17 protein-coding genes and 1 tRNA gene are annotated in these 21084 nt (G+C 71.4%); 4 read left to right on the top strand and 14 right to left on the bottom strand.

What is annotated here, in order from left to right:
• Positions 1–4: 4 nt before the first annotated feature.
• From R7226_RS12320 to R7226_RS12300, 5 genes are all read right to left on the bottom strand, one after another.
• The gene (locus R7226_RS12320; RefSeq protein ID WP_318597461.1) at positions 5–2281 is read right to left on the bottom strand and encodes a hypothetical protein; all 2277 of its coding nucleotides are present in this window, start codon (positions 2279–2281) and stop codon (positions 5–7) included.
• An 84-nt stretch (positions 2282–2365) separates the two neighbouring features.
• Positions 2366–2635, bottom strand: a complete 270-nt coding sequence (locus R7226_RS12315) for a hypothetical protein (RefSeq protein WP_318597460.1) — start codon at positions 2633–2635, stop codon at positions 2366–2368.
• Positions 2602–3198 carry a hypothetical protein gene (locus R7226_RS12310; RefSeq protein WP_318597459.1) on the bottom strand — a complete coding sequence of 199 codons (597 nt, stop codon included), beginning with the start codon at positions 3196–3198 and terminating at the stop codon, positions 2602–2604. The genes R7226_RS12315 and R7226_RS12310 overlap by 34 nt, the downstream gene beginning before the upstream one ends.
• Positions 3199–3239: 41 nt before the next feature.
• The gene (locus tag R7226_RS12305; protein ID WP_318597458.1) at positions 3240–3374 is read right to left on the bottom strand and encodes a hypothetical protein; all 135 of its coding nucleotides are present in this window, start codon (positions 3372–3374) and stop codon (positions 3240–3242) included.
• 135 nt (positions 3375–3509) lie between these two features.
• The gene (locus R7226_RS12300) at positions 3510–4394 is read right to left on the bottom strand and encodes a LysR family transcriptional regulator (protein WP_318597457.1); all 885 of its coding nucleotides are present in this window, start codon (positions 4392–4394) and stop codon (positions 3510–3512) included.
• Positions 4395–4702: 308 nt separating this feature from the next.
• Here R7226_RS12300 and R7226_RS12295 point away from each other — a divergent pair, with 308 nt between their 5' ends.
• Positions 4703–7888, top strand: a complete 3186-nt coding sequence (locus tag R7226_RS12295) for a hypothetical protein (RefSeq protein ID WP_318597456.1) — start codon at positions 4703–4705, stop codon at positions 7886–7888.
• 118 nt (positions 7889–8006) lie between these two features.
• Here the strand turns inward: R7226_RS12295 and R7226_RS12290 are convergent, their stop codons facing one another.
• The 7 genes from R7226_RS12290 to R7226_RS12260 form a co-directional block, all read right to left on the bottom strand.
• Entirely contained in the window at positions 8007–8177 is a 171-nt protein-coding gene (locus R7226_RS12290; RefSeq protein WP_318597455.1) for a hypothetical protein, read from the bottom strand.
• 25 nt (positions 8178–8202) lie between these two features.
• The gene (locus R7226_RS12285) at positions 8203–9150 is read right to left on the bottom strand and encodes a DUF1214 domain-containing protein (RefSeq protein WP_318597454.1); all 948 of its coding nucleotides are present in this window, start codon (positions 9148–9150) and stop codon (positions 8203–8205) included.
• 278 nt (positions 9151–9428) lie between these two features.
• Entirely contained in the window at positions 9429–9812 is a 384-nt protein-coding gene (locus R7226_RS12280) for a nuclear transport factor 2 family protein (protein ID WP_318597453.1), read from the bottom strand.
• Positions 9813–10357: 545 nt separating this feature from the next.
• Positions 10358–12328 carry an FG-GAP-like repeat-containing protein gene (locus R7226_RS12275; protein ID WP_318597452.1) on the bottom strand — a complete coding sequence of 657 codons (1971 nt, stop codon included), beginning with the start codon at positions 12326–12328 and terminating at the stop codon, positions 10358–10360.
• A gap of 254 nt (positions 12329–12582) precedes the next feature.
• Positions 12583–13047 carry a hypothetical protein gene (locus R7226_RS12270; protein ID WP_318597451.1) on the bottom strand — a complete coding sequence of 155 codons (465 nt, stop codon included), beginning with the start codon at positions 13045–13047 and terminating at the stop codon, positions 12583–12585.
• A complete protein-coding gene (locus R7226_RS12265) occupies positions 13044–13313 on the bottom strand; it encodes a helix-turn-helix domain-containing protein (RefSeq protein WP_318597450.1) in 270 nt (89 codons plus the stop codon). The genes R7226_RS12270 and R7226_RS12265 overlap by 4 nt, the downstream gene beginning before the upstream one ends.
• 1335 nt (positions 13314–14648) lie before the next feature.
• Entirely contained in the window at positions 14649–15815 is a 1167-nt protein-coding gene (locus R7226_RS12260; protein ID WP_318597449.1) for a serine hydrolase domain-containing protein, read from the bottom strand.
• A 154-nt stretch (positions 15816–15969) separates the two neighbouring features.
• On the opposite strand from R7226_RS12260, the gene R7226_RS12255 reads away from it, so the two are divergent.
• Together R7226_RS12255 and R7226_RS12250 are read left to right on the top strand one after the other, a co-directional pair.
• Positions 15970–17676, top strand: coding sequence for a multicopper oxidase family protein (locus R7226_RS12255; protein ID WP_318597448.1), 1707 nt, complete (start codon positions 15970–15972; stop codon positions 17674–17676).
• Entirely contained in the window at positions 17673–19223 is a 1551-nt protein-coding gene (locus R7226_RS12250; RefSeq protein WP_318597447.1) for an FAD-binding oxidoreductase, read from the top strand. Before R7226_RS12255 ends, R7226_RS12250 begins: the two co-directional genes overlap by 4 nt.
• On the opposite strand, the gene R7226_RS12245 is transcribed toward R7226_RS12250, so the two are convergent.
• Positions 19220–19423: a hypothetical protein gene (locus R7226_RS12245; protein WP_318597446.1), complete on the bottom strand. Its 204-nt coding sequence runs from the start codon at positions 19421–19423 to the stop codon at positions 19220–19222. The two genes, R7226_RS12250 and R7226_RS12245, sit on opposite strands and share 4 nt — an antisense overlap.
• Before the next feature lie 68 nt (positions 19424–19491).
• Positions 19492–19550: transfer RNA gene (locus R7226_RS12240), tRNA-OTHER, on the bottom strand.
• A 463-nt stretch (positions 19551–20013) separates the two neighbouring features.
• Here R7226_RS12240 and R7226_RS12235 point away from each other — a divergent pair.
• On the top strand, positions 20014–21063 hold the full coding sequence (locus R7226_RS12235) for a site-specific integrase (RefSeq protein WP_318597445.1): 1050 nt from the start codon (positions 20014–20016) through the stop codon (positions 21061–21063).
• Positions 21064–21084: the final 21 nt, after the last annotated feature.

The following is a 21084-nucleotide window of genomic DNA, read 5'->3' as shown; positions in this document are numbered from 1 at the left end:
CGGCTCAGCCGCCGCAGCCGCGCCACTGCTTCAGCGCCGGCGTCGGCGCTCTCGTCGTGTCGTCGGTCCAGGTCCAGTTCGTGACCATGAAGTCGTACTGGTCGACGCCGAGGCCGCCTCTGCTCGGGTCGCCGGCCGGGTCGAGCGGGGCGAACAGCGTCGTCAGGTCTCTGACGACGTTGCTTCTCGGTGGCGGGAAGTTCGTCGCCGGCGAGCTCGCGCCCTGGAAGTCGGTCTGCGAGAGGACCATGAACGGCGTGTTGCCGACCTGGCGGATGCCATACCGGAGGAAGACCGGCGTCGCGACCGGGAACGGCTGCGCGAAGTCGCAGCCGATCCCCGAGATCTGCTCCTGCGGCCCCTGGAAGGTGCCGTTGTACGCGTTCGTGTTGCTCGACGTCTGCAGCACGTACGGGTAGGCGGCCGGAAGGATGCCGCCCCAGATCTGGCGCCGCGCGCTGACCTCGAACATCCGCGAGGCGGCGTCCTGCTGCCGTCTCGTGAATCTCCATGCCGGCGTGCAGCCGGGGCCCGAGACGCAGCCGCCGAGCGTGCCGACCGTCCGCAGCTTCGCGTAGTCGGCGACGATCACGTTGACGAGGTTGCCGTAGTTGCCGGAGATCGTCTGCAGCTCGGTCGCGAGATCCTGCCCGATGTTGGCGGCCGTGTCCTCGACCTCGTCGGTCAGGTCGACCGACGGATCGCCGCCGGCGCCCGGCGTGAGCAAGCCCGTCAGCGCCCATGACGCCGAGATCGCGTCCGCGGCCGGGACGTCGAAGCCGCCGGCGAGATCGGCGATGTCGATGAACAGGCCGAGGATGCTGAATCTGGCCGTCGCTCTCGGCGGCGGCTTGACCGCGCTGACGACGTCCTGCGTGATCGACGCGAGGTCGGCGAACGAGCTGAGCCCGTCGCTGGTGAAGGGGGTGACGAGCGAGTCGATGTAGCTGTCGACGTTGACGACCCAGCCGATCTCGGTCGCGATCTGGGCGCGCACCTGGCGGAACAGCGCGACCGCGACGCTCGGGCAGGCGGACGGTCTCAGCGCGCTCACCTGCGACTGGATCGTGAGCCAGTCGCTGCCGGAGTACGGCTGCGTCCAGTACGCCGCGCGCGGGTCGGCGCCGAGGTCCGCGACGTTGACGCCGATGCAGGCGACGGCGGCGTTGCCGGCGCTGGTGGAGGTGAACGGCCAGCTGCTCGGCTCGGCGAGCGCCGTCTCCAGCAGCGTCGCGCCGGAGTCCGCGGCGACGCCGCCGGCCGGCGCGTAGCGCTGCCAGTGATCGCGCATCAGCTGGCCGCTCAGCTCGGTCGACGCGGGCGCGGGCGAGCGCCCGCTGCCGACCTCGGCGCCCTGGCCCTGGTTGCCGAGCTGGGGGACGAGCGGGCTCGGCTGGCCGTTGGAGCCGAGCAGCGAGTAGGAGTTGACCGCGCTGGCGCCCGTCAGCGGCGCGGTCGCCATCGCGATGAACGTCTGCGCGCTGCCGCCGCTGAGCGCGACCGCCGTCGAGAGCGCGTCGAGCGCGTCCGCGTAGGCGCTGTCGAACGGCCCGCTGTAGCTCGGCGGCTGCAGTCCAATCGGCGCGAGCGGCACGTTGCCGATCGAGCGGATCGCGACGATCATCGGGGAGCGATTGCTCTGCGCCGTGCCGAGGTCGGTCGTCATTCGCGTCATCTCGCTGAGGTTCGGCGTGCCGTCACCGTTGGTCGTCGCGTAGGTCTGCTGGCCCTGCGCCGTCGGCGCGAGCGAGCGGGCGTCGAGGTAGGCGACGGTGAAGCCGCCCTGGCCGGCTGGCAGCGACGCTCTGTACGTCGCCGCGCCGATCTGCAGCGAGGCGCTCGTGCTGCCCGCGCTGTCGGGGCCGAGGTCGAAGGTCGTCGGTCTGCCCGCGAGGTAGACGTAGTTGTCGTTGCTGTCGGGCGCGAGGAAGCCGTCGAGCGTGCTGACGCCGGCGCCTCCGGGGACGCCGAACGTCTGCCACGCCGAGCCGGCGGGCGAGCCCGGCACGCCGACCCACGTCATCTGGCCGTCGATCAGCGGGTCCGGGGCGTAGAAGAGCGGGAACTGCGCGGAGCCGATCTCACCCGGCCCTTCGCCTCTGGCCGTGAGCCCCACGCCCGGGTGGCCGATCGCCGCCCAGCCGGGATCGGCCCAGGTGGTGATGATCGCGAGCTGCGCGTCGTCGTAGCCGCTCACCTGCTGGGCGAGCGTCGTCATCGAGGCGGTGTTCGCCGGGCCGCCCCAGGTCGCGACCGGCTGCAGCGTGCTGCGGTCGAGCACGACGAGCTGGAGCGCGTTGCCGTTGCGCGGGTAGAACGCCTGGCTCGGGCCGGAGGGCGCTCTGTTGCCGTTGAGCGCCGGGTGCTAGCCGATCGCGACGCCGCGTCTGCCGGCGACCGTCGCCGCCGTGTCGATCGGGACCAGCGGCGTGTCGAGCGTCGCCGTCACGGTGACGGTGTCGACGAGCGAGGCGGTGCTGCCCTCGACGACCTTCAGCGCGACCGTGTATCTGCCGGGCGTGTCGGTCAGGAGCGTCGGCGTCGCCGGCTGCAGCCTCAGCGGCTGCACCGTTGCCGGCTGCAGCGCCAGCGGGGCGAGCTTCAGCATCGCGCTGCTGCCCTTCGGCTTCGACACGAGGCTCCAGCGGAAGCCGAGACCGGCCGGCGTCCCCGGCTGCCCGCCGTTGCCGACGCCGCCGATGAAGGCGACCGCGCGACCCGGTGCGGCGGGCGGGGTCCGCGGGCGCGAGGCGGACCGTCGAGCTTGACCGCGCGCCCCGCGACGACGCGTCTGTCACGGCCGGCGCCGACGAGGGGGCGGGCGCGCGTGATGGTGAAGGCGGTGCGCGCGCGGCGCACGGACCCGGCTCTGCCGACGCGGACGGCGAGCACGTTGCGGCCGTAGCGGATGGCGTCGTTCGCGGAGGCGCGCAGCGTGCGCCGGCCGCGGCGGTCGGGCGCCGAGAAGCGGTCGGTGATCGCGACGCCGTTGAGCGTGACGCGCAGCGCGGCCGCGGAGGCCGGGGCTCTGATCGTCACCGTCAGCGGCGTGCGCGTCACTTCGGCGCCGGCGCGCGGCGTCACGACGAGGCGCGAGGTCGCTGCCGACGCCGTCGCGGCGAGGGCGCCGGAGGCGAGCAGGACGAGGGCGACGAGGGCGGCACGAAGCCGGCCCGAACTGCGCGGCGACCAGAGCATGCGCGGCATCGTACGCGGCGGTCGAACCGCGCGGTGAGCTACTACGACGGCGGCTGCGCGAGCGTCCGCATCGCGGGATCCTGCGCCGGCGTCGCGGCGACGGTGGCGGGGTACTCGTCACCGGTTGGGAGGTCGTCGTGATCGACCGTGATCGAATCGACCGAACTGCGCTGCATGTTCGACCTCCGCAGCGAGCACGACTTCACAGCCGACCCGGTCGCGCTCGCGATCGGCGGCCCGCAGAGCCTGCTCGCCGCACTCACCGCCGAGCGCGAGCAGCTCGACACGTAGGGAGTCCTCCCGGACGTGACCTACCCGGCCGGCGGGCCGAGCAGGTGGTCGGCGAGCGAGGTCAGCAGCTCGTCCGGCAGCCCGGGCCGGGCGATCACGGTGACGGGAAGGAGGAGGGGCGGGTCCAGCGGCAGGGCGGCGAGCGCGGCGGTGTCCGCTGGCTCGAGGCCGCGGGAGAGCACGACGGCGGCCGCGCCGTGGAGGCGCGCGGCGTGGATGAGGCCCGCGCGGATCGTGCCGATGCGGGGCGCGAGCAGATAGGGCAGGTCGGCGTCTCCATGCAGCAGCTCGACGGCCGCGCGGTGGTGGTCGACGCTCGCGACGTCGGTGACGACGACCGGCAGGTCGCGCAGTTCGCCGACTCGGACCGCCTGCTGGCCGGCGGCGGGATGCATGTCAGGGAAGACGACGACGGTCGGCTCGTGCCCGACGAGCACGCTGTGCGGTTCGTCCTCGCCGACGCCGACTATCACGACGACGTCCAGCCGCCCGGCACGGACGAGCCGCAGCGCGTCGTCGGGCATGCGACGCTCCAGCTCCGCCGCTTCGGCGCGCTCTCGGATCCACGCGTCGACGCGGACGTCCCAGTCGTTCATCAGGTCGGTGCTGATGCCGATCGACAGCCGTCCGCGGGCGACGGCGCGCTGCACGTGACGCACCGCGTCGTCCATCGCTTCGAGGACGGGACCGGCGCGCTCGCGCAGCTCGACGCCCGCCGGCGTCAGCTCGATGCGGCGGGTCGTGCGCGTGAACAGCGGCGCGGCGAGCTGCTCCTCCAGCAGCCTGATCCGCTTGGCGAGCGTCTGCCGCGACAAGCCCAGCCGTCTCGCTGCGGAACCGAGGTGCAGCTCATCGGCGAGGACGAGGAAGCTCGGCACGTGCTGCCACGACAGCGACGCGATCACCTGTGCTCGGCGACTCCGGAGGCCCAGCGCATTCGGCGGACGCTACGCCATCGAGTGTTGGCGCGTAGGCGGTTTCACCGTCTTAACACAACCTCTGACGACTTGCATCCGCGATGTTGCCAATCGGGTGAGAAGTTGAACAAATCAGTCACTGACTGGTGACAGGTCTGCCCCTCCCAAAGCTGACGATTCCTCAGTTCCCCGTTCCGAGCAAGGACCGTCACGTGTCACCACGCCCCGCCCGATTGCTTCCAGCGGTCGATCCGTATTCCTCCCGGCCGTTCCCTGCGGCGCCGTCCCGGAGGCTCATGCGCCACGGCCGCCGGCCGGCCGTGGCCGCGCTCTCGGCGCTCGGCCTGCTCGGCCTGACCAGCTCGGTGTCCGTCGCATCCACCGCCTACGTCGGCACGACCAGCTCTGGCCTCTACGCCGTGAACCTCGAGACGGGGCAGCCGGTCGCGCTGCCCGCGCTCAGCCCGACGAACACCAAGCGCATCGAGGTCACGGCGGATGACAGAACCGCCTACGTCCTGCACGGCGGTACGACCGGCGTCGTCACGCCGATCGACGTCGCGACGAACACGCTGGGAACGCCGGTCGCGTCCCCGGACCTGGCCCAGCCGGCGACGGCCCGGCTCGCGCCGGACGGCAGAACGCTCTACGTCGCCGCCGGCCCGCGCGTCGTGCCGATCGACGTCTCCGGCGCGACCCCGGTGGTCGGCACGCCGATCACGCTGACGGGAACCGTCACCACGCTGGCGTTCGCCCCCGACGGCCGGCTGTTCGTCGCGGTCAACCAGCGCGACGTCGCCGAGCTCGACCTCGCGACCGGGCTGCTGAAGCCGGGGCTGAGAATCGCCGAGGGCGCGAACCAGCTGCTCGTCAGCCCCGACGGCGCGACGCTCTACGCCAACACGCTCAACGGCTCCCGCTCCTTCGTGCAGGTCGTCGACCTCGCGACGATGACCGAGAAGCCGTCGATCCCGCTGCTCGTCAACACGATCGCGGGCACGTTCACCGTCAGCGGCGACGGCCGCGATCTGCTGGTGACGCACTACACGAGCGCCCACGACTCGTACGTGTCGCGGTTCGACCTCGCGACGCACGCCGAGCTCGAGCGCGTGAAGCTCGGGACGACCAACCAGGGCGGGCGCGCCGCGGCGCTCGGCCCGCGCGGCTCGCGGCTGTACGTCACGGGCTTCCTGACCCGGAAGGTGATCCCGGTCGGCCTCACCGGCGGCCCCCTCTCCGTCGTGCCGGATGCCGAGTTCACCCAGCTCCCCGGCAGCACCAGCAACTCGCCGAGCGCCATCGCCGTCGCCGAGACAGAGCCCGCCCCCGCGGACCTCGCCGCCCCGGCGATCACCGCCCCGTACGACCTCGAGCTGATCGAGGGCTTCACCGGGGTCGTCGGCGACCCGACGAACCCGACGCTGCCCGTCTCGGTGAAGCAGGAGTTCGTCGCCGGCGGCAGCGTCCCGGCCAACGAGCTGCGGATCACCGACGTCCAGAGCGACACCCCGGCGGTCGTCGCGAGTGACAAGGTCACGGTGACGGGCCACGGGGCCGACCGGCGCGTCGCGTTCGAGCCGGTCGGCCACGGCAAGGCGCGGATCACGCTGACGGTGACCGGGCTGGCCGGCAAGACCGGCACGTTGTCGTTCGACTACTGGGCGACGAAGCCGACGACGCCGACGAGCCGCGTGCTGCAGAGCACGTCGGACCTCTCGACGGCGCAGGACGTCGGTGACGGGCACCTGCTGGTCGCCGACGACGAGAAGAACGACATCCGCCTGTACGACTCGCGGATCTCGGGCCTGCCGGTCGCGTCGTTCCAGGTCGGTCCGCTCCAGAGCGGCGTCGAGAACGAGGTCGACTTCGAGTCGTCCGCGCGCGCCGGCGACACGATCTACTGGCTCGGCTCGCAGCTCAACGAGGACAACCGCTACGACATCTACAAGACCCGGCTCGTCGGCCGGGGGGCCGCCGCGCGGGTCGTTCCCGTCGGGACGCCCTACCAGGACCTGATGCCGGACCTGCAGCGCTGGGACGCCGCCCACGGCAGCCCGCTCGGCATGTCGGCCGCGTCGGCGGAGCTGAACACCGAGGGCGCCGAGTTCGCGCCCGGCTCGACCTCCACGCTGTACCTCGGCGTGCGAAACCAGCGCTCGGGGACGAGGGCCATCATCGTGCCGGTGACGAACTTCGACAAGCTCCACGGCGGCGACGGCGAGAGAGCGGAGTTCGACGAGCCGATCCTCCTGGACCTCGGGGGCGGGACGATCCGCGAGATCCGCAAGAACAAGAACGACCAGTACCTGATCATCGCCCAGGGCCCGATCGTGGGTGACAGCTCCTACGGGCTGTGGAGCTGGACGGGCGAGCGGGCGGACCAGCCGGTGCTCGTCCGGTCGCTGCCCGAGAGCGCCGAGTCCTGGGCCGACAACGAAGACGGGTGGGAGGCGATCGGCGCGATGCCCGACCTGCTGGTTCCCGGTGGCAAGGTCCAGACGGCGCTCGACCAGGGCGAGTCCCGGCAGTACACGCCGTACAACAGCAGCACGGTGAAGAACAAGCGCCTGCACGGGCGGCCGTTCAAGCAGAAGTCGCGCATCGACTGGTTCGCGCTCGACAACCCGAACATCGGCGCGGTCGCGCAGGCCACGGCGCCGACGTTCGCCGCACAGGCCGCCGGGACGACCGGGGCCGGCCAGTGGGTCACGGTCACGAACCCGGGCGCGCAGCTGCTGAAGGTCAGCGACGTGCGCTACAAGGGCGACGACGACGCGTCGGAGGGTGAGTTTCTGATCGCGGCCGACGAGTGCGAGGGCGAGACGATCCGGCCCGGCGGGAGCTGCCGCGTGCAGGTGCGCTTCGCTCCGGCGCGCGAGGGCGCCACGACGGCCGGGCAGCTCGTCATCAAGGCGAACGTCGCCGGCAGTCAGACGCTTGTCCCGCTGACGGGCACGAGCACCACGCTGCCCGCCGGGACGCCTGGTGAGGATGGCGCTCCGGGTGCCCCCGGCGCGCCGGGTGACAAGGGCGACGCCGGTTCGAACGGTGCCAACGGCGCGAACGGCAGGGACGGCCTGAACGGCGTCGGCCTCCTGGGCCCGATCGGTCCGCAGGGTCCGATCGGCCCGAAGGGCGATGCCGGCGCGGCCGGTCGCGACGGGACGTTCGCGTTCGCGGCGACCCGGTCGAAGGTCTCGGTCCGCCGCGGCCAGACGGCCCGCGTGTCGTTCCGGATCAGCAACCGCACGGCCACGACGCTGCGAAGCGCCTCGGCGACGACGAAGGCGCCGAAGGCGCTGCGCGTCTCGGGCCGCACGTCGCTGAAGATCGCCTCGTTGAAGGGCGGCCAGGCGCGCACGATCACGGTGCAACTCAAGGTCGGCCGCACCGCGAAGGTCGCGTCGCACGCCGTGCGGGTGTCGCTGAAGATCGGCAGCCAGACCGTGACCCGCACCGTCACGGTGCAGGTCCGGCGCTAGCGGCAGCTCGCCTCCAGCAGAGCAGACCGGGCCCCGGGCGCGTCACGCGCCCGGGGCCCGGCGCTCGCCGATCGGACAATGCACCACCGCTGCGTCAACCTTGCGCCGAACGAGCGCGTCATCGGCGCCTTTCGAATCCGAGGTCGTTGGCGACCTCCCGCGCTTCGGCGGGGATGTGGGGGAAGTCCTCGGCGAGGATCTCGTCCGGCTCGCCGGCGGCGATGCGCCGGACGACGATCGCCGGTTGCAGCCCCAGTTCGTCGGCACGACTCTCTGATCGACGAGCCACTTCGTCCGCCGAAAGGGTGCCTTCGTCAGCGTGTGATGGGCGTGAGTGCGGGGAGGGTCCAGGTGCCGTCGAAGAAGGCTGGGCGTGGGCGGTAGAAGCGCACGAGGTAGTTCCAGCCGGCGGGGACGGGGATGTCGTTGGGTCCGGTCGGGGCGCCGTGGACGAAGCGCACGGTGTGGGAGCCGTCCTCGTTCGGTGTGGCGGTCACGCTGTTGATCGTGTAGCGGTCGTACTCGTTCGGCTCGAAGAAGCCTTTGGCGTCGTAGACGGAGATCGACCAGAAGGCGTCGACCGGCACGTCTCGGAGCACGAGCTCTCCGTCTTGTTCCGGTGTCTGCGGTTCGACGCCGATGTACGCGGCTTCGGAGGTGGGGAGCCCGCCCCAGCCCGCGGCGCTGCCGATGAGGTGGCGGACCTGGGTGACCTCGTCAGCGCGGCCGAACATGCGATCGAAGCTGAGCATGCGCGTCGCGAGCGCGAGCAGCGCGTCGCGGGTGGCGTCGAGACTCTCGGTGTCGTACTCGGGGGAGACGAATTCCTCGCCGCCGTTCGCGTCGAGGAACATGCGGTCCTGCAATGCGACCACGGCGGCGACGTCCGCGGGGTTTGAGGGGTCGACGAGGGTCCGCACACCGACGAGCGCGTAACGCGTACCGACGCGCGTCTCGTCGAGCGCGTGCGTGCCTGAGTCGTGCAGGACTTCGCTTACGAAGTGGTCGTTGTTGACGATCATCGCCGACATGTACCGGCCGTCGGTCTCTGGGAGCGTGAGCGTCACGCCCGACTGGAGATCCACGATCGCGAAGCTGTAGAGGGTGTCGCGGTTCAGGCGGATCACCGTCTGCTCGTCGATCGGCGCGGGAGTCCGTTTGTGCTGGAAGGCGTTGACGCCCCCGGCCTCGCGTTGGATGTCGCGGAACATACGGTCGGTTTCCGCGCGCACGAAGTTGTCGACATTCACAAGGAGGCTCACCACCTCATTCTCCCCGATGACGAGTCGCCCCGACAAGGCCGCATCATGCAGTTCAACGGCGCACTTCTGCACGCATCACCGGCGCACGACAGGCCTGGCTGCTGACCCTCGCCGAGCTGCCGTAGGGCGGCGGTTGGCTAGTCCGCGCTCGGCTGCTCGCGCTCGCGCGCGGCGTCGGCTCGCGCGCGGGCAGCTACAGCGCGCCGCCGAGGTCGCCGGAGCCACTGACGGCCCGCAGCGTCTGGCGGACCTTCTCCAAACGGGATAGCGAGAGGCCGTCAGGCCCAGAACTCGTCGCTGTAGGCGGGCTCGGCCTCGACCATCCAGATCTCGGTAATGCGCGCGTCGGCGACGCGCGTGAGGAAGGCCGCGAAGTTCTGGAGCTCCCTGTCGTTGCGGTGGGCGCGCACGCGCACGGCGGTCAGAGCGAGGTCGTCAGCGACCTCGGCGACCTGCGTCACCTCGACCTTCCACTCGGCCGAGTCGAGGTCGGGGATCCGAGCGACGTACGCGTCCCGGCCGCGCAGCACATCGACGCCGCCGTCGGCCCCGGTGACGCGGCCCACGACGTCCGGGGCGAGGTGCGCCGCGAAGGCTGCCAGGTCGCCGTCGCTGAAGGCGGTGAAGCAGTCGCGCGCGACAGCGGCAGCGTCTCGAGACACGCCGCGAGGCTATCGCTCTGACAGCGGAGAGGCAATGCCGTCGTCTGCGAGCTGAGCGGGTGGTCGTGATCGTGCGGCAGTGCTCAGTCGCAGTCCAGGCGGACGACTCGCTTGCCCGATCGGTGGCCGACTGCCAGCTCGTCGTGTACCGGGCTGACGGCGGCGAGCCCGGGCAGCTCGCGTGGCTCGATCGCGATCCGGCCCGCGCTCAGGTCCCCGACCACTGGACAGTTCGCCTCCTCGATGGCGATCTCCCGACCGTACCCGCAACCCGAGGCCGAGCCCGGCACCCTACACCTCCAAAACGACGAAACCCCCGCATCCGCGAGGGTTTCGTTGGTATGGAGCTAGCCGGGCTCGAACCGGCGACCTCCTGGGTGCGATTCACCCGTGCTCACAGCCAAAAAGTCGCCTATTAGCAGGCTTTTCGGTCATACTACAGCGCCGCTGCGGGGATCGGATAGTGGCGGATATGCACCGATTCGGGGCGATCCTGCCACTCTCGGCCCCGGAGTGGCAGGAATCGCGGCGGCCGACGTCGCTTCTCAGCGGATGCGGATCGTCGCCCGGGTGGTGACGTGGCGGCGGCCGTCGCGGTAGTGGAGGGTGAGCCGATAGCGCCCGCTGGGGACCGTGCGGGTGGCGTGGAGGCGCAGGCCGCGGGTGCGGCTGGCGCTGCCGGTCGCGTAGACGCGGCCGTTGCGTGCGAGCGATGCGCGCGCGGTCGGCGCGGTCGTGAAGGTGGCGTTGCCGGCGATCGTTCTCGTGGTGCAGCGTCTGGTCGTTCTTCTGCCTCTCGCCGGCTTGCCGGTCGTACACGTGACGAGGCGGATCTGGCCGGCGCTGCCGGCGGGACCTTGCGGACCGGCCGGGCCGTCCGGGCCGGCGGGTCCCTGCGGGCCGGTGGCGCCGGCCGCACCGGTGCCGTCGGCGCCGCGCTCGCCGGTCGCCCCGGCCGCGCCCGGGGCGCCGGTGTCGCCTCTGGCGCCGTCCTGGCCGGCGACGCCCTGCGGGCCCTGGTCGCCCTCCTGCCCCTGGTCGCCCTGCGGCCCCTGCGGCTGCGGCCCGGCCGTCCCCGTCAACGCGATCGCCGTGTCGCCTTCGCGCGCGTCAGAGAGGACCATCAGCGTGCCGCTGCGCTCGCCCTGCGCCTGCGGCGCGAAGCGGACGCTGATCGTGCAGCTTGCACCCGGCGCGACCGGGCGGCGGCAGGTGTCGGTGCCGATGACGAAGTCGTCCGGGTTCGCACCGCCGAAGACGAATCCGCCGATCGACAGCGGCACGGCGCCGTTGTTGACGATCGCCGTCGTCTGCGACGGGCTCAGCGTCCCCTGCGGAACCGGCGCCGACTGCGATCCGAACGTCAGCGACGCCGGCGACGGATCGGCCGTCGGCGTGTTCAGCCAGAGCGCGGGCGTCCGGGAGACACCCTCGAGCAGCGCGAGGTCCGCGGCGCCGTCGCCGTCGAAGTCGCCGGCGACGGGCGTCCCCGGCATCATCGGGCTGGCGGGAATCTGACCGGATGCGAACGCGCCATCGCCGGGGTTGTCCAGCACCGCCATCGATCCGTCCAACGAGTTGACGACGACGAGATCCTGATCGCCGTCGCGATCGAAGTCCGCCGCGTCGAGCCAGTCCGGCCCGTCACCGAGGGAGGAGGTCGTGGCGGGCGGGCCGAACGTGCCGTCCCCGTTGCTGCGCAGCACCAGCACGGTGTCGCTGTCGGTGTCGGCCGCCGCGACGTCGGGGATCCCGTCGCCGTCGAAGTCACGCACGACGGCGTCGAGGACCCGCACGCCGGGCTGGTACGACGTGGGCTCCGCGAAGGTCCCGTCGCCGTTGCCGAGCGCGACGCGCAGCGTGCCGATTCCGTCGTTCGCGCGGGCGAGCAGGTCGAGGTCGCCGTCGTCGTCGAAGTCGGCGAGATCGAGCGCGATGGTGGCCCCGCCGATCGTGGCGGACTCGATCGCCGTGTCGAACCCGCCCGTGCCGTCGCCGAGCGAGACCAGGACCTTCTGGGAGCCGAGCGACGGGGCCGTCACGAGGTCGAGGTGACCGTCGCCGTCGACGTCGCCGATGGTGATCGCGCCCGGCGGCTCGTTGTCGGGGACCGCAGACGCCGCTGTGAAGGTCCCGTCGCCGTCGCTCATCAGCAGCGAGAGCGCGGTCGCCGTGTAGCTCCCGACGACGACGTCGTCGTTGCCGTCCTCGTCGAGGTCGCCGCTCGCCATCGTCCCCGGCGTGATGCCGAGCGGCGACGAGCTCGACGCCGCGAACGTCCCGTTGCCGTTGCCGAGCGCGACGGAGACGTCTCTTCGGCCGAAGTTGTTGCCGGCGAGGTCGAGCACGCCGTCGCCGTCGAAGTCGGCGGCGATGAGATCGTTCTCGCTCGGCAAGCCGGTTGCGGGCGCGGGCCCGAAGACGACGTCGGCAGCGGCGCCCGCGGGTGTCAGCGCGGCCAGCGCGCAGGTCGACGACAGGCACAACAGGGCACGGCGTGCGGTGATGCGCGGCATCTTCTGTTCGTCCCGGTTCGGAGGGTCGGCGAGCGGCGGCGGCCGTTCGCCGCGGGACCCTACCGTCCGGCCGCGAACCGCCTCAGGCGGGTTGTCGGACGGCAGGTGGCGCGCTTGAGCGGTCGTGGACGCCTTCGCCGTCCTCGAACTCAAACGATGAACACGGATAGCCGTGCGGCAGCAGCACCACCGGCGCGTCCGTCGGCCCACACTCGCCGCGGCGCGTGCCGCGACATCCGGCGCCAATCGCACGATCACGCCGGGCTGGGTCGCCCCGTCCAGCGCGGAGCCGAGCACTGCGGCAGCTCGCCGACTCGATGGTGCTGCTCGATCATCGCGTCAAGGTCCCGCATGTCGGCGAACTCGCTGCGGGCCTGCTCAAGGTCGTTGACCGCGTCGAGGAGCATGTCCAGCAGGGCGGCCTCGAAGATGGCGCGGTCGACCCGGACCGGCCGATCGGCGTCATCGACCAGCTCGCCGTCGCAGACGAGCTGGTCGAGCACATGCTCGATGATCGTCAACTCCTCGCGGTGGGCGGCGGTGGTGCCGGGCGTGGTCGGGTGCTTCGGCGGCGGCCGCAACCGCGCCGCCACGATCGCCGGATCGTCGTCGAGAGCGATGGACGACATCGCCTCGGTCCGGACGGAGTAGAGCGTCTGCAATGACGAGACCACGGCCGCCACCTCGGCGGCCGGGACGGTGATCGTCGCGTCAGTCATTGCCGCGCTCCAGCATCCGTCCCGTCTGAACGCAGCTGCTCCTCGAGGCGCCATACCCGCCACACGAGCCGGTGCAGCAGTGCGTCGAAGTGCTCGCGCACGAGCCGCTCGATCACGACGCCGGCAAGCTGCTCAACCGTCTCGATCCTGGCCGCCGCAACGATCTCCGACAACGGCAGCCCGAGCCCCGCCGCGACCGCAAGCAGCGTCTGAAACGTCGGGTTGATCTCGCCACGCTCGATCGCGCCGACATAGTTGCGATGCAACCCGCTGTGGAACCCCAGCCGCTCCTGCGAGAAGCCACGGCGCGCGCGGGTCTCACGAACCGCAGCCCGAGGATCACATGCTCCGGACCGCTCTTCGGCGCCGTCGCGGACTTGGACTTCGAGCGTTTGGACCTGGGGCGCTTGGATCTGGAGGTCGCCATCACTGACCCCCGCCCGCGGTCGTCCCGTCCGGCGGGTTCGAGACCGGGAGGAGGATGTCTTCCAGATCCACGAGGCTGGCTATCGCCTCGTCGCGCAACGCGTCGCGTTGCTCGCGGATGATCAGTGCACTGCATGTGCGTCGCCTCCTAGAAAGGATCGACGGCACCGTCAGCGAGGCGACTCAGAGCGGGCGAACGTGCGCGCGCCTCAACGGAGTGCGCGACAATCGACCTGTACCGAGGGCCTAGAACCTTCGGTGCCAGGCCCCGGCGTGTTCGTAGCACGGCCGGGGCCACCAGTTGACAGGGCGGTCACCATAGCTCGCGTCCACGGCAGCAGCCACCTTGAATCCGGCGAATCTAGCCCCATCGCAGGCAATCGGACGAATTTCTGCCACTAGTGGCAGAAAGTGGCGGCGATTCGGGCCGATTTCGGGCGATCCCCGAAACGACGAAACCCCCGCATCCGCGAGGGTTTCGTTGGTATGGAGAGAACCGGGCGGCGTACAAACCGCGTGGTGGTCTCTCCCAGCGCCGTTTCTGTGTGGTGACGCGCTGCGACGCTGGGCCGGTTCGGCCGGTGCGCCCGGCGCGGCGGGGGCGGCTGGCGTCGCCGGGCCGATCGGCCCGGCGAGTCTGGTCGGCCCAGTTGGCCCGATCGGACCTCGGGGCATGGAGGGGCCGCAGGGCGCGCCGGGCCCGCAGGGGTCTCAGGGCGTGCCGGGCGCGCGTGGCGCCGATGGCGCTCATTTCTGGCCTCTGGGCCTGGCGCGATCGTGATGAACGGCAACGGCGCACCGGGCATCGGGACGGCGCTGCCGCTCAGCGGCATCCCCGGAACGGCGCGTCAGCATCTGGGACGACGTCACCCAGAAGCACGGCCTCCACGGAAACGATCTGTTCACGGCACAGGTCGTCCCGACCACGACCGACATCCGACGAGATCAGCGACATCTATGCGTCGAGACACGCCGAAACTGGCTGCACCATTCCGACCGCGTTGAGAGGCGCCGTCGCCGAGGGCACGCTCCTCATCGGCGACTGTGTCATCGATGCGACGATCGATGCGGGCGACTTCGGAGCCACTTCGATCCTGGCGTCCTCGACCGGCACCTCGTACCCAAGATTGGAAATCGAGGCCTCGGTCGCCTCGGCTGACGGGGCTCGGGCCGCTCTATGGGGAGGCAGGCAGCCTGTGGACGTTGCGCGGGCTGACGACCTTTCTGATCGCCTCGCCGATCGCGGTGCTCGGAGCGACGCCTCCGCGCGCTATGTCGGTGTTGATCAGCGCCACGATCGTCGTTCTCGTCCGCGGGTGGTGCAGGGCGACCGTCTGGTAGCCGGGCAGCGAGCCGTTGTGGCCGATCCACCCGCCGACGGCGAACATGCCGAGCCCGTAGGTGCCCGTGTTGGGACCCGCGAGGGACCGCAGGCGGGCGCGCTGGGTCGCCGCCGACAGCAGCCCGCGGCCGGTGGCGAGGCGGGGCACCCAGATGCGCAGGTCGTGCAGCGTCGAGACCATCTGCCCGGCCGCCCACGTCCAGCTGGAGTTCCAGTCCGTCGCGTCGGCGACCGTCCTGTCCGGCGTCGCGTTGGCGTAGCCTCGAGCGTGGGGCGAGGGGAACGCGGTGCCGGTGGGGAAGCTCGTCTGCCGCATCCCGAGCGGCGCCGTGATGTGCCTCCTGATGTAGGCGCCGAGTCTCTCGCCCGAGACCTGCTCGACGACGAGGCCGAGCAGGATCGCGTTCGTGTTCGAGTAGGCGAACGAGGTCCCCGGCGCGAACAGCAGCGGCGCGCCGATCGCGTACGAAAGCAGCTGCTGCGGCCTCAGCGACTGGTACGGATCGTCCGTCATCGACCTGTCGAGCGCCGGGACGATCGAGTAGTCGACCAAGCCGCTGCGCATCGACGCGAGCTGCCGCAGCGTGATCGTGTCGCCGCTGACGACGCCCGGGACGTACTTGGAGATCGGGTCGTCGAGCGCGACCTTCCTCTGGTCGACGAGCTGCAGCAGGGCCGTCACCGTGAACGTCTTGGTGACGCTGCCGATGCGCATGAACAGGTCGCTGCGCATCGGCTGGCGCGTCGTCGTGTTCCGGACGCCGAAGCTGCGCACGTAGGCCCGCCTGCCCGGCTGCCAGACGCCGACGATCGCGCCCGGCGCGGCGGTGGTGGCGAGCGCCTGGCGGATCGACCGCGTCAGCGTGGCATCGCGTCTGCACGGCGCAGGGCACTGCGCCGTCCGCGCCGCGACCGCCGTGCCCAGCGGTTCCGCCGCACTTGCGCCGGCCGGCGCGGCGAACACGGCGGCGCCGGCAGCGGCCAGGGCCGCAGCGATCACCCGACTCCCGCGCCGCCCCGCCGTTCCTCTACATGCGTGCTGCATCTTCACCCTGTCCACGTTCGATTGGCCGGTTCAGCGTTGCGCATGGCAACCGGCGTCGAAAGGGACCTGGGTCCCTGGTGCAGGTCGTCCTCGCTCCTACAATCAGGGCGTGAGACCAGCAGTCACGCGCCGCACGGCGATCACGTACGGAGCGGGCGCGCTGGCGGCTGCGCTCGCCGCCCCCGAGCTGCTGCGTGCGGCGCGCGCGGGAGCGACCCCCGGGCCGGGGACGGCTCCCGCGGCTCGCGCCGCCCAGGCGCTCGGCCCCGAGCTGCGGCGCCCGCGGGTGCTGCGCAGCCGCCGCGGCAGGCTCGACGTCAAGCTCGTCTGCAAGCCCGCCGTCGTCGACATGGGCGCCCCGGCGCCGGTCCGGACCTGGACCTACGACGGACTGGTCCCCGGCAACACCTGGGAGCTGCGCGGCGGCGACGTGCTGCGGGTCGACCTGCGCAACCGCCTGCCGGAGCTCAGAGGCGAGGGCGACCACGACCACGCGACGATGGACCGCCCGCACGAGTGGACGACGACCAACCTCCACACCCACGGCCTCCACGTCTCGCCGCGCGGCAACTCCGACAACGTCTTCCTCGCGGTGCCGCCCGGCGAACGCCAGCGCTACGAGATCGAGTTGCCCGAGGACCACCCGGCGGGGCTCTTCTGGTACCACCCGCACCGCCACGGCGGCGTGTGCCAGCAGGTGCGCGCGGGCATGGCGGGGCTGCTGATCGTGCGCGGCGACCTCGACGACGTCCCCGAGGTGCGCGCCGCCAAGGAGCGGATCCTCGTCATGCAGGCGATCGAGGTCGGGCCCGACTACGCCCTGATGGACCCGATCCCGAACCCCACCAAGGAGCAGGCGTTCTTCCCGCGCACGAACCTGATGTACACGGTCAACGGCAGGATGAAGCCGACGATCACGATGTACCCGGGCGAGGTCCAGCGCTGGCGCCTGCTCAACGCCGCCGAGGGCAAGTTCATGTCGCTGGCGTTGGAGGGCCACGACCTCCACGTGCTCGGCTGGGACGGTCTGACGCTGGCCGAGCCCGAGGGCGAGGAGCTGCTGATGATGTCGGCCGGCAACCGCGTCGACGCGCTCGTGCAGGCCGGCAGACCGGGCGTCTATGAGCTGATGCTGACTCCCGGCTCCAGCCAGAGACCGAACATCCCGGGCATGCCGCGCTCGGCCGACCAGGACGAGGTCGCCGCGACGGCGTCGCGGCGCGCGCAGTCGCTGCTGTGCGACCTGTCGGCGAGCGCCGCGAGTCCGCGCGCCGGCGCGGCGCAGTCGCCCGACGCCCAGCCGCCCGAGCTGCAGCCGCGCTCGATCGCGACGGTCGTCGTGCGCGGCAGCGGGCCGCGCATGCGGCTGCCGCACGACCTGCCGGCGTTCCGCCCGCCAAGGCTGAAGGTCGTGCGCAGACGGCGCTTCGAATTCACCGTCGAGCGCGACCCCGACAACGAGTTCCTCTCGTTCGGCGTCGACGGTCGCCCGTTCGTGATGGGCAACAAGCCCTACCGGGCGCGACTCGGCACCGCCGAGGAGTGGACGCTGGTCAACGGCACCGACAACAAGCTCGCTGACCACGCCCACGTCTACCACGTGCACGTCAACCCGTTCAAGATCACGGCGATCAACGGGCGCAGGCTCTCACGGCCGCAGTGGCGCGACACGCAGGCGCTCACCGGGCGCACCGGCGACTCGCTCACCTTCGAGGTCGGGTTCACCGACTTCACCGGCAGATTCGTCGAGCACTGCCACGTCCTCTCCCACGAGGACCTCGGAATGATGAACGCGATCGAGGTGGTCAGAAGATGAGCCGGTTGACGCGACGCGACCTGCTGCGCTCCGGCGCCGCCGGCTCGCTCGGGCTGTTCCTGCCGTTCGCCGCCGAGGCGCGCTCGCCCGCCTGGCACGCGCGCGCCGCCAACGGCCGCGTCGACAGACGCGCTCTGGCGCAGCTGCGCCGGGCGCTGCGCGGCAGGCTGCTGCTTCCGGGCGATCCCACCTACGACGCCGCCATCACGCCCGCCAACGCCCGCTACGACGGGACCAAGCCCGTCGCGGTCGCGCAGTGCGCCGGCGAGCGCGACGTGCTCGCGTGCGTCGAGTGGTCCCAGGAGCACGGCGTCGACCCGGTCGCCCGCGGCGGCGGTCACAGCTACGCCGGCTTCTCGACGACGCGCGGCCTGCTGGTCGACGTCGGCGCGCTCACCCGCGTGCAGCTCGACAAGGCGACCGGCGTCGTGACGATGGGCGGCGCGGCGCGCAACCAGAACGTCTTCGACGCGACCGTCGGCGGCGACTGGATCCTGCCGGGCGGCACCTGCCTCGGCGTCGGCGTCGGCGGCCTCGTGCTCGGCGGCGGCATCGGCTACAACACCCACTGGGCGGGGCTGACCGCCGACCACCTCGTGAGCTCGCGGATCGTCACCGCCGAGCGCCGCGTGCGGCGGATCGACGCCGACACGAACCGTGACCTCTTCTGGGCCTGCCGCGGCGGCGCCGGGGGCAGCTTCGGCATCAACACGCAGTGGACGTTTCAGCTGCCGCGCGTGCCCCGCCGAGAGGTCGCGTTCTACCGCTTCGACTGGCGCGGCGCCGACGCCGCGACCGCCGTCCTGCGCGCCTTCGACCACCTGCTGACCAGAGCGCCCGCCGCGCTCAACGCGGTCGCCTCCGCGCAGGCGTCGCCCGTCGGCCCGGGCGGCCCGCGCGAGGCGATCGACGTCTTCTCGCGCGGCCAGTACATCGGGCCGCTGGAGGAGCTCAGAGAGCTGGTCAAGCCGCTGATCGATGCGGCCGGCACGCCGGTCAGGACGCAGCTGGTCACGATGCCCTACTGGGACATGCAGGCGACGTTCGCCAGCAGAGAGCTGGAGCGCCACGCCTTCGGCGACGTCTCGCGCTACGCCGCCAGGCCGCTGCCCGACGCCGTCTACGCGAAGGTCGTCGACCTGCTGGCCGAGTGCCCGTCGCGCACGGCCGAGGCGAACGGGTCGATGTGGTCGCTCGGCTGGGTCGGCGGTCCGATCGTCGGCAGGGTCGGGCGCCGCGACACCGCCTACGTCCACCGCGACGCGCTCACGCTGCTGCGCGCCACGCCGGTCTGGCCGATCGACGCGCCGCGCTCGGTGCGCGCGGGCCTGGTCGACTGGACCAACCGGATGATCGGCCTCGTCGAGCCGCACACGCCCGACGAGAGCTACCAGAACTTTCCCAACCGCGGGATCGCCGACTGGGAGAAGCAGTACTACGGCGAGAACTATCCGCGGCTGCAGCGGGTCAAGGCGAGATACGACCCGGGGAACCTCTTCCGCAACGCGCAGAGCATCAGACCCCGCCGCGCCCGGCGGGGCGTCTAGGCGAGCACGGCGCCGCCGCCGCGGCGCGGGTCGCCGGCGCCCAGCACGCGCCCGCTGACGGGATCGCGCTCGACCGCCTGCACGCCGCTGCCGGGTTCGGCGTAGACGATCCCGTCCCACTTCGAAGACACACTGAAGGCCGCGAGACCGGAGGAGACGAAGGCGCTCTTGCGCCTGCTGATCGAGGACCTCCAGGTCAACAGCCGGGCGGAGATCCTCCCCAAATACAAAGTCGCCGCGCAAATGGTTTGCGCGGCGACTTGTGAAGTGGAGCTAGCCGGGCTCGAACCGGCGACCTCCTGGGTGCGATCCAGGTATGAGCCGTATGGAACGCTCTGGTACGGGCGGTTCGATCTCGTGGGATAGCCGGTTCTAGAGCCGATATTGGCTAGTTCGGTACCCGCATTGGTACCCGCTCATTGGTTGGTACCCGCACTGGATCTACTGGTACCCTCGGCGTGTGGCCGCTACTCCGACACCCGCCGTCGTCATTCGCCTCGCGAAGGACGGGACGCCCTTCTTCGAGGCGAAGTGGCGCGCCGCCGGCGGCAGGCAGATCAAGCGCCGGCTTGGCCCGGCTTGGATCGAGTCGGATGGCGCCGGCGGCTGGACTCGCAGAAGAGGGCGGCCGAAGGACGGTTGGCTGGACGAGCGTTCCGCGCACGCCGCCGCGGCCGAGATGGTCGTCGCCGTCGAGCAGGAGCACCAGGCCGCCGCAGACGCTGCCGCGCGAGCCGGCATCCCGACCTTCCGCAGAGTCGCGCGCGAGTGGCTGGAGTGGAAGCGGGACGTGAAGGGCGGCGCGCCGTCGACGCTGGCCAACGACGCGCTGCTTCTGCGCGAGCCCGGCGAGCCGTACAAGCGCGGCAGAGGCAGAATCAAAGGCCGCGTGATGGCTCGCTTCGGCGATCGACACCACGACGAGATCACGCCACGCGAGGTCGCACAGTTCCTCCGCGACCTCGACACCGAGGGCCTGTCGGCGCGCAACGTCAACGAACACCGCTCGATCCTCCACGCCGTCTTCACGTACGCGATGAAGCCCGACACGTACTCGCTCGCCACCAATCCCGCCGCCGGCACGGACAAGCGCTACCAGCCGCCGCCACCGCCCCTTGACCACTACGAGGTCGAGGAGGTCGAGGCGCTCGCGCGAGTGTGCGAGCGCGGCGCCCACCGCACCGCCGCGCCGAACTACAAGGGCCGCCCCATGGCGCTCAGCGACGAAGAGCAGGCCGCTCGTCATGTCGAGGATCGCCAGGACGCCGACCTCTTCCGCGTGAAGTTCTACAGCGGCATGCGCCTCGGCGAGGTCATCGCGCTGAAATGGCGTCACGTCCAGTTCCTGCCAGATCTCTCAGGGGCCGTGCTTGATGTCGAGAGAGCGGTGAGCGCTGGCGTCGAGAAGCTGCCAAAGGGCAGACGCGGCCGACAGGTCCCGATCCCCCGCCAAGGTGCTGAGGCGCTCGCGCGCCTTGGCCAGCGTCCCGATTTCAGCGACCCCAACGACTACGTGTTCTGCAACCGCTTCGGCGAACGCCTCGACCCATCGGCGATCCGCCGTCGCTACAAGCGCGCGACCGCCGCCGCCGGCCTGCGCCCCATCAAGCTCCACGGCCTTCGTCACGCCGCCGGGTCGGTGCTCGCCCGCACCCTTCCCCTCGTGACCGTCCGCGACGTGCTCGGCCACGCTGAGCTGCGGACGACGAACCGCTACCTGCACAGCAAGATCGACCCAGCGGCGATCGTGGCGGTGAATGCGGCGTTCGATGCGGCTGCAACACGAAGTAGCGAAGACGAGGCGGAGGGCGCTGAGTCGGAGGTTCCTCCGTACTCTTAGGAGGCGTTGAGGGTGTGCAGT

It is taken from the genome of Conexibacter stalactiti, assembly GCF_033542075.1.
In the GTDB taxonomy this organism is placed as follows: Bacteria; Actinomycetota; Thermoleophilia; order Solirubrobacterales; family Solirubrobacteraceae; genus Conexibacter; species Conexibacter stalactiti.
The sequence above is the reverse complement of the archived record's forward strand: the minus strand, read 5'-3'. Positions and strand labels throughout refer to the sequence as shown.

Coding starts and splice junctions, on each gene's coding strand:
- R7226_RS12310 (WP_318597459.1), bottom strand. CDS start 3,198: ATGCTCTGGTCGCCGCGCAGTTCGGGCCGGCTTCGTGCCGCCCTCGTC.
- R7226_RS12295 (WP_318597456.1), top strand. CDS start 4,703: ATGCGCCACGGCCGCCGGCCGGCCGTGGCCGCGCTCTCGGCGCTCGGC.
- R7226_RS12275 (WP_318597452.1), bottom strand. CDS start 12,328: ATGCCGCGCATCACCGCACGCCGTGCCCTGTTGTGCCTGTCGTCGACC.
- R7226_RS12250 (WP_318597447.1), top strand. CDS start 17,673: ATGAGCCGGTTGACGCGACGCGACCTGCTGCGCTCCGGCGCCGCCGGC.
- R7226_RS12305 (WP_318597458.1), bottom strand. CDS start 3,374: ATGCAGCGCAGTTCGGTCGATTCGATCACGGTCGATCACGACGACCTC.
- R7226_RS12270 (WP_318597451.1), bottom strand. CDS start 13,047: ATGACTGACGCGACGATCACCGTCCCGGCCGCCGAGGTGGCGGCCGTG.